At 72.0% G+C, this 7,102-nt stretch carries 8 protein-coding genes; 2 read left to right on the top strand and 6 right to left on the bottom strand.

The features are described 5' to 3' along the window. Together Amac_RS03330 and Amac_RS03325 are read left to right on the top strand one after the other, a co-directional pair. A partial coding sequence (locus tag Amac_RS03330; RefSeq protein ID WP_170322286.1) for a rhodanese-like domain-containing protein occupies positions 1 to 1,184 on the top strand: 1,184 nt, incomplete at its 5' end. A gap of 11 nt (positions 1,185 to 1,195) precedes the next feature. Continuing rightward, a complete protein-coding gene (locus Amac_RS03325; RefSeq protein WP_155352800.1) occupies positions 1,196 to 1,966 on the top strand; it encodes a sulfite exporter TauE/SafE family protein in 771 nt (256 codons plus the stop codon). Between the two features lie 138 nt (positions 1,967 to 2,104). Here the strand turns inward: Amac_RS03325 and Amac_RS03320 are convergent, their stop codons facing one another. The 6 genes from Amac_RS03320 to Amac_RS03295 form a co-directional block, all read right to left on the bottom strand. Continuing rightward, on the bottom strand, positions 2,105 to 2,500 hold the full coding sequence (locus tag Amac_RS03320; protein ID WP_155352799.1) for a VOC family protein: 396 nt from the start codon (positions 2,498 to 2,500) through the stop codon (positions 2,105 to 2,107). Further along, a complete protein-coding gene (locus Amac_RS03315) occupies positions 2,497 to 3,255 on the bottom strand; it encodes an arsenate reductase/protein-tyrosine-phosphatase family protein (protein WP_155352798.1) in 759 nt (252 codons plus the stop codon). Before Amac_RS03315 ends, Amac_RS03320 begins: the two co-directional genes overlap by 4 nt. A 192-nt stretch (positions 3,256 to 3,447) precedes the next feature. Further along, complete coding sequence (locus Amac_RS03310) at positions 3,448 to 4,581, bottom strand: NAD(P)/FAD-dependent oxidoreductase (protein WP_155352797.1); 1,134 nt, start codon at positions 4,579 to 4,581, stop codon at positions 3,448 to 3,450. Positions 4,582 to 4,658: 77 nt separating this feature from the next. Next, positions 4,659 to 5,534 (bottom strand): RNA polymerase sigma-70 factor, encoded by an 876-nt coding sequence (locus Amac_RS03305; protein WP_155352796.1) that lies wholly within the window; start codon positions 5,532 to 5,534, stop codon positions 4,659 to 4,661. A gap of 146 nt (positions 5,535 to 5,680) precedes the next feature. Beyond that, positions 5,681 to 6,271 carry a GNAT family N-acyltransferase gene (locus Amac_RS03300; RefSeq protein WP_155352795.1) on the bottom strand — a complete coding sequence of 197 codons (591 nt, stop codon included), beginning with the start codon at positions 6,269 to 6,271 and terminating at the stop codon, positions 5,681 to 5,683. Beyond that, positions 6,268 to 6,966 carry a methyltransferase domain-containing protein gene (locus tag Amac_RS03295; protein ID WP_170322285.1) on the bottom strand — a complete coding sequence of 233 codons (699 nt, stop codon included), beginning with the start codon at positions 6,964 to 6,966 and terminating at the stop codon, positions 6,268 to 6,270. Before Amac_RS03295 ends, Amac_RS03300 begins: the two co-directional genes overlap by 4 nt. Between the last annotated feature and the right edge of the window lie 136 nt (positions 6,967 to 7,102).

Raw genomic sequence — 7,102 nt, 5'->3', positions numbered from 1 at the left:
CCCTCGCCCGCCATACCGGCGCGGCGTACCACGTCAACGCGGCCGACGAGGTGTCCTTTCCGCACGTCCCGGTGCGCGACGGCGATGTCGTCGAGGTCGGCGACCTGGCCGTACGGGTGGTGGCCACCCCCGGGCACACCTTCACCCACCTGTCGTACGTGCTGCTGGCCGACGGCCGGCCGGCGGGCGTGTTCAGCGGCGGCTCGCTGCTGTACGGCGCGGTGGGCCGGCCGGATCTGCTCGGCCCGCGGCACACCCACACCCTGGCCCGCCGGCAGTACGCCTCGGTGCGCCGGCTCGCCGGTCGGTTACCCGACCAGACCGTCGTCTACCCGACGCACGGCTTCGGCAGCTACTGCGCGGTGGGCGCCGGCGGGGCGGACACCTCGACCGTTGGCCGCGAGCGCGTGGCCAACGCCGCGCTGACCCAGGACGAGGAGGGGTTCGTCGCCGGACTGCTCGCCGGGCTGACCGAGTGGCCGGCGTACTACACCCGCATGGCGGCGCTGAACGCGGCGGGCCCGCCCCCACCCGACCTGTCCCCGCTCCGGCCGGCTACCCCCGCCGAGCTACGCCGGCGGTTGGCGGCCGGCGAGTGGGTGGTGGACCTGCGCACCCGCACCGCCTTCGCGGCCGGCCACCTGCGGGGCACGGTGAACGTCGGGCTGGACGGCTCTTTCGCCACCCAGGTGGGCTGGCTCGTCCCCGGGAACACGCCGGTGACGCTGCTCGCCCCAACCCCGGCCGAACTGGCCGAGGCCCAGCGGGAACTGGTCCGGATCGGCATCGACCGGCCGGCCGCGGCGTCGGCGGGCACGCCCCGGGAGTGGGCCGGCGGGGGCGAGCTGTCCCGGTTCGCCCTGGCGACGTTCGCCGACCTGGCCGCGGTTCGCGCCCACCGGCCCGTGCTGGTCGTGGACGTGCGGCAGCGCGACGAGTGGGCCGCCGCCCGCCTGGCCGACGCGGTGCACGTCCCGCTGCACCTGCTCGCGGCCCGGCGGGCAGACCTGCCCGGCGGTGAGATCTGGGTGCACTGCGCCAGCGGCTACCGCGCCGCCATCGCCGCTTCGATGCTGGTCGTCGCGGGGCGTCAGGTGGTCGCCGTGGACGACGACTTCGATCGGGCGGCCGCCGCGGGCCTGCCCGTCGCGTACGATTCCGCTCCCCGCCATGCGACCCGTTGAGCGGTGCCGGCATGGTCGTGCTGGCCGTGGTGGCCGGATTGGTCATCGGGTTCGGCCTCGGCGCCCTGGGGAGCGGTGGCTCGGTGCTCAGCGTGCCCGCGCTGGTGTACCTGTTCGGGATGGACCCGTACCCGGCCACCACCGGCTCGTTGATCGTGGTCGGCGCCGGCGCGGCCGCCGGGGTCCTGGCACACCGCCGGGCCGGCCAGGTCGACGTGCCCGCGGGGTTGACGCTGGGCCTGTTCGGCATCCCTGGTTCGGCGCTCGGCTCGTGGCTGTCGGCCGCGGTGGACGCACAGCTGCTGCTGTCCGCGTACGTCGGTCTGTTGCTCGTGGCCGCGCTCGCCCTGCACCGGTTCGCTCCCGCGACCGCTGTGGCGGCGCCGTCACCGCATCCGCCGTCGTGGTCGCGGACGCTCGTCATCATCGGCACGGCCACCGTGATCGGCCTCGTCACCGGGTTCCTCGGGGTGGGCGGCGGCTTTCTCACCGTACCCGTGCTGGCGCTGGTGTTCCGGCTGCCGATGCCGGTCGCCGTCGGAACCTCGCTGCTGGTCATCATGATCAACAGCATGGTGGCCCTGCTGGCCAGGGCCGGCCAAGACGTGAACCTCGACTGGGCCGTCCTGCTCGGGTTCGCCGCGGCGTCGGTGGCCGGCTGCCTGGGCGGCGCCCACATCGTGTCCCGCGTCAGCCCGCACCGGCTCTCCCGGGCGCTCACCCTGGTGCTGGTGGCGGTGGCGTGCTACATCGGCCTGCGTTCCGTGCTGGTGCTGATCTGACCTTCCGGGTGAAGGTCCCTATGACAACCGTGGGATACGGGCCTATCCGCTGCCGATCGACGGCGGGGAGTAACCGCAGCGGTGCCCGGCGGGGTCGCACTGAGTCAGGGATGCGAGGCCCTCTCGTAGCGGAGTCGCTCAGGGGGTGGGCGCGGGCCGGTGAGCGGGCTGAAACAGTTCGATCAGGTTGCCGGCGGGGTCGGCGAGCAGGATTTGGCGTCCGCCGGGGCCGGTGACCACGTCGCTGTGGAACGGCAGGCCCGCGTCGCGCAGCCGGGCGATCTCGGTGTCCAGGTCGTCGACGACCAGGTGGATGCGGTTGCGGCCCGCGACGGCCTGGTCGGGGGTGGCGCGGGCGCCGGAGCTGGTGGGTCCGGACAGCAACAAGCGCAGAGGCCCGCGTACCACGTCGGCGAAAGCGGGCGCGGCGCTGAAGTTCAGGGTGAATCCGAGGTGAGTGGTGTAGAAGTCGATGGCCGCTTGGACGTCGTCGACGATGTAGCGGACGCTGGCGACCTGGTCGGCTGCTGTCATGGCTGGACCTCCCGGAAAAGGATGGGTTGCAGGTACCGGATACGGGTGTCGATCTCCGAGGCGGTACGGTCGAACGCGTCGTCGCTGCTGATGGCGCCGGGGTCGGGAATGCTCCAGTGCAGGCGTTGCGGGTGGTCGTCGAAGTCGGGGCAGACCTCGCGGACCTTGTCGCACAGGCTGATCACGTAGTCGAAGCGTCGGCTGGTCATCGTGTCCAGATGCCGTGGACGCCGGCCGGCGATGTCGATGCCGTACCGCTGGCGCAGCACGCGCACGGCGTGGGGGTGCAGGCGCGCTTTGGGGTGACTGCCGGCGCTGGTCACCTCGGCGCGGCTGCCGACGCGGTGCCGCAGCAGGGCCTCGGCGATGGGCGATCGGGCGCTGTTACCGGTGCACATGAACAGCACGGAGGGCGCCGCCGAGGCTCTGGCCGGGAGCGTCGGCTCAGGGGGAAGCAGGCGCAGCGCGGGGTGCAGGGCGGCACCGGCGGCGGCCAGCGCGTCAACACAGCGCTCCAGGTCCAGGTGGTAGTAGCTATCGCGGCCGTCGAAGCTGCTGCGGCGGGCGTTGACCAGCCCGGCGGAGCGCAGCAGCCGCAGATGGTAGGACACCAGGTTCTGCGGCTCGCCGACAAGGGTGACGAGTTCTCGCACGCGCAGGTCGCTACGCGCCAGCTCGCCTAGCAGCCGCCAGCGCACCTCGTGGGCGGCCAACCGGACGAACGGCGGCAGGACGGCTTGCCCGGATGATGCCATGCCCGCATGATACATCAAACTGTTTTGATGGAACTGGTCCATGAGTGCGCGACATGTTCGCCGGGCGTCAGCCCGGGATCGTCAGCTCTTCCGCCACCCTTGAGGCCAGGCCAGCGCGCGCACCTGGTCCACAAGGGCCTGGTTACGGCCGGGGGAGGCGTCGTCGGCCACGTCGACGGATCCGGGCGAGCGTCACCCCTGCCTGGCACCGGCCACGACCAGGGTGGGGTAGCGAAGGTTGTACCACCCGGTGACGCCGAGGACGGCCTTCTTGATCATCGCGACCGGAGGGCCGGTGCGCACCTTCCCGCGCGGGCTGCCGTCGAGGTCGGTGGGCTGGAGGAGGCCGTCCCACTGGCCGAGGCTGATGCACAGGGCGTCGGCCTTGACGCGCAGCGGCTTGGGGGTACGCCCGGCCAGGCGGGCGGTGATCGCATGGAAGGCGCACGCGGCCGCCAGCCCGCCGGGGCCGCAACCCATGCGCAGCACCTGTCCGTGCTGGGTGTGCGCGGCCGCGGCGTCGCCGATGCCGTAGACCTCCGGGTGCGACCGCGAGCGCAAGGTTCCGTCCACGAGCATGCGGCCGCGGTCGTCCACGGCCAGTCCGGCCTCTCGCGCCAGCTCCGGGACCTTGAAGCCGGCGGTCCACGCCACCGTGCCGGCGGCGACGTGCGTGCCGTCCTCCAGCAGCAGGCCGTCCGCGTCGACCTTGGCGACCTTGGCGTGCTCCCACACCTGGATGCCGAGGCGGCCGAGGGCGCGGTGCAGGTACTCCCGGCCGCGCTCGGACAGCGCCTCGCCCAGTGCTCCGCTGGTGACCAGCCGTACCGTGCGGCCGGGGTAGGTCTCGGCCAGCGCGGTGGCCGTCTCCAGGCCGGTCGGCCCGGCCCCGACCACGGCGACCGTATCGGCGGTGCGCATCTGATCGCGCAGCCGCTCGGCCCGCTCGGCGACGGCGACGGCGTTGGCGTGCTCGGCCGCGCCGGGGACCGCGTCCAGGTCGGCGTGGCTGCCCAGCGCGTACACCAGCAGGTCGTAGCCGACCGGCTCGGCGCCGCTCGCCAGCTCCACCCGCCTTCCCTCCGTGTCGATGCGCGTGACCTGATCGATGATCAGCCGGATGCCGGTGCTCTTGAACAGGTCGTGCAGTGGCAGGTGGCGCACCTGCCGGCCGGAGGCGAGCTGGTGGTTGCGCATCCGCTCCACGAACCGGTCACGGTTGTTGACCACCGTGACGGTCGCGCCGGTGCGCTTGGCGAGCAGCTTGGCGGCCGCCACGCCGGTGTATCCGGCACCCAGGACCGCGATGTGCGGTGTCGTCGTCATGAATGTTCTCCCGTCGTCTACGTCGCCGGTTGAACGGGCGATGGGGGCGATTCGTGACAACGCGACCAGAGAAACAATCACATTTTCTGCTTCGCGAAGAAGGCCAGCTTGTCCGGGTTGGTAATGGTGCGGATGGCGACGATGCGGTCGCCGTCGAACTCGGGGACGGTGACCCCGGACAGCTGGCCGTCCAGGTACGTCACGAAGGCGGGCTCTCCGTTCACCACGTCCGGCGTCAGGCGGAGCCGCTGCGCGTACTCGCTCAGAGCGAGCAGGTAGCGCAGGACCTGCTCCCGGCCGACCACCGGACGCCGCATCGCCGGCGCCTTGCCGCCGCCGTCGGCCCAGGCGACCACGTCCTCGGCCAGCATCCGCTCCAACGCCGGCACGTCGCCGCCCAGGGTGGCCTCCAGGAACCGTTCCAGGAGCTCGCGGCGCTGCCCGGGCGGGGCGGTGAACCGCTTGCGCGCCGCGGCGACATGCTGCTGCGCCCGGCGGTACAGCTGCCGGACGTGCGGCTCGTTCGCCTCCAGAATCTCCGCGATTTCGCGGTGGCTGTGACCGAACGCCTCACGCAGCACGAACACCGCTCGCTCCGGCGGGGTGAGCCGCTCCAGCAGCACCAGCATCCCCAGCGACAGCAACTCCCGCTGCTCCACGGTCTCCAGCGGATCGAGCCCGCCGCCGGTGACGACCGGCTCGGGCAGCCACGGCCCGACGTAGCGCTCCCGCTGCGCCCGCGCCGAGGTGAGCCGGTCCAGGCACAGGTTGGTGACAACTTTGGTCAGCCACGCCTCCGGCGAGACCGCGTAGTCGCTCCGTTGCCAGCGTATGTAGGCGTCCTGCACCACGTCCTCGGCCTCGGACGCCTCCCCGAGCAGCCGGTAGGCCACCCCGAACAGGCGCCGGCGGTTGGCCTCGAACCGCTCCAGCCGCTCCTGGGTCACGCCCATGACCAGCTCTCGCCCACGCTTGGCGAAGCTGGCGCTGGTGCCCGGCCCATCGGTGGGAGGGGTAGAGACATCACGGGAGCACTTCCGCTCGGATCCCGGAATGGGTCGGACACCAATCAGCGTAACCATCTGCCCCATGAAGGGGGTCAATACACGTCCACGTAGTCCAGCTCTGGCTCCTCCTGGCCCTCAAGCAGCCGGTCGGGCCGGACCGTCAGCAGGCGCACCTGATCCCCCACGCCGGGCATCGCATGCACCCGGTCGGAGGCGGCGCGGAAACCGTTCTTCGTGAGGAGCAGGTCCTGGCCGCGGGCCGTACCGGCGAGCACCCAGGCCAGTTTGCGGCCCAGCCGCACCGAAAGGACAGCGCCCGCCAGCACCAGCGACCAGCCCACCCCGCCGCGCCGGTGTCGCTCGTCGACCATCCAGCGGCCACCTTCGAGCACGTCGGAGGAGGTGAGCCCGTCCCGGCGCAGGATGTCGGCCGCCTGCGGCTCCAGCGTCAGCACCCGGCTCGGGCGCAGGTCCTCCAGCGGGGCCAGCCGAGCCGCCCCGGCGATCGCGCCGTCCAGGGCGCGGGCGATCAGGTGGTACGCCAGCCCGTCGTGGTCGTCGACGTCGACCGTGCCCGCGACGCCGATGGACCGCAGGACCCGGCCGCGGAACTCCAGGAGCTCCCGGTGCCAGGCTTCGGCGCCGAAGTCCGCGCAAGGCGGGTACACCTCGAAGGTCATCATGCCGACCCCAGGACGAGATAGACGGGCAGGGCGGTGAGGAACTCCCCCTTCTCGTCGGCCGCCCGCAGAGCGGAGAACCAGGCAGCGGGGCCGGGGATCACCCGTTCGTCGAGCACGGGGATGACCGCCGCCGCGTCGGCCAGCTCGGTAGACACCCCGAGGAAGGCTTTGACCTCGGTCTTCACGACGCCGTGCCGGACCAGGCGACGCCGGAGGGTACGTCCCATCGAGGGGTTGGCGACCACCGTGCGGAACACGCCGAGCACTTGGTCGGTGAGGTCGTCGTCGACTCCGTCGACCACCAGGCCGGTCCAGTCGACGTCGACCAGGCAGATGCGGCCGCCGGGAGCGAGGGCCCTGACGAGGTTACCGACGATCTGGTCGGGATCGTGGACGTGCTGGAGGACCCGTTCCGACCAGATGACATCGAATTCGCCCGGCCGGTCGAGGGTGGCGAGGTCGGCCGTCACCGCGGTGATGCCGGGGATGTCGCCGGCCACTCCGACCATCGCGGGGTCGTGGTCCATCGCCGTCACGGAGGCGCCGAGGTCGGCGAAGCGCGCGGCCATGTCGCCGGGACCGCAACCGGCGTCCAGGACGCGCTCTCCCGGGGTTACCTTCAGCAGCTCTACGCCTTGATCCCGGATTGCTCTGACCAAGGGCTGGCGGGAGACCCGCTCGAGATAATCTCGCATGTCCTGACCGTCAAACACCGCCATGTGGCGCCCCCGTGGCTGGGTCCGGCTGACGAGTCGAGCGTGGCAACCCCCGTACCAGCCGACAAGGAGCGTTCCAGCCAGGCATTCCTATCTCAAAACGACAAATCCACAA

The organism is Acrocarpospora macrocephala, assembly GCF_009687865.1.
Lineage (GTDB): Bacteria > Actinomycetota > Actinomycetes > Streptosporangiales > Streptosporangiaceae > Acrocarpospora > Acrocarpospora macrocephala.
This window is presented reverse-complemented; position numbering and strand designations above follow the sequence as displayed.

Coding starts and splice junctions, on each gene's coding strand:
- Amac_RS03325 (WP_155352800.1), top strand. CDS start 1,196: ATGGTCGTGCTGGCCGTGGTGGCCGGATTGGTCATCGGGTTCGGCCTC.
- Amac_RS03320 (WP_155352799.1), bottom strand. CDS start 2,500: ATGACAGCAGCCGACCAGGTCGCCAGCGTCCGCTACATCGTCGACGAC.
- Amac_RS03315 (WP_155352798.1), bottom strand. CDS start 3,255: ATGGCATCATCCGGGCAAGCCGTCCTGCCGCCGTTCGTCCGGTTGGCC.
- Amac_RS03310 (WP_155352797.1), bottom strand. CDS start 4,581: ATGACGACGACACCGCACATCGCGGTCCTGGGTGCCGGATACACCGGC.
- Amac_RS03305 (WP_155352796.1), bottom strand. CDS start 5,534: ATGGGCGTGACCCAGGAGCGGCTGGAGCGGTTCGAGGCCAACCGCCGG.
- Amac_RS03300 (WP_155352795.1), bottom strand. CDS start 6,271: ATGATGACCTTCGAGGTGTACCCGCCTTGCGCGGACTTCGGCGCCGAA.
- Amac_RS03295 (WP_170322285.1), bottom strand. CDS start 6,966: ATGCGAGATTATCTCGAGCGGGTCTCCCGCCAGCCCTTGGTCAGAGCA.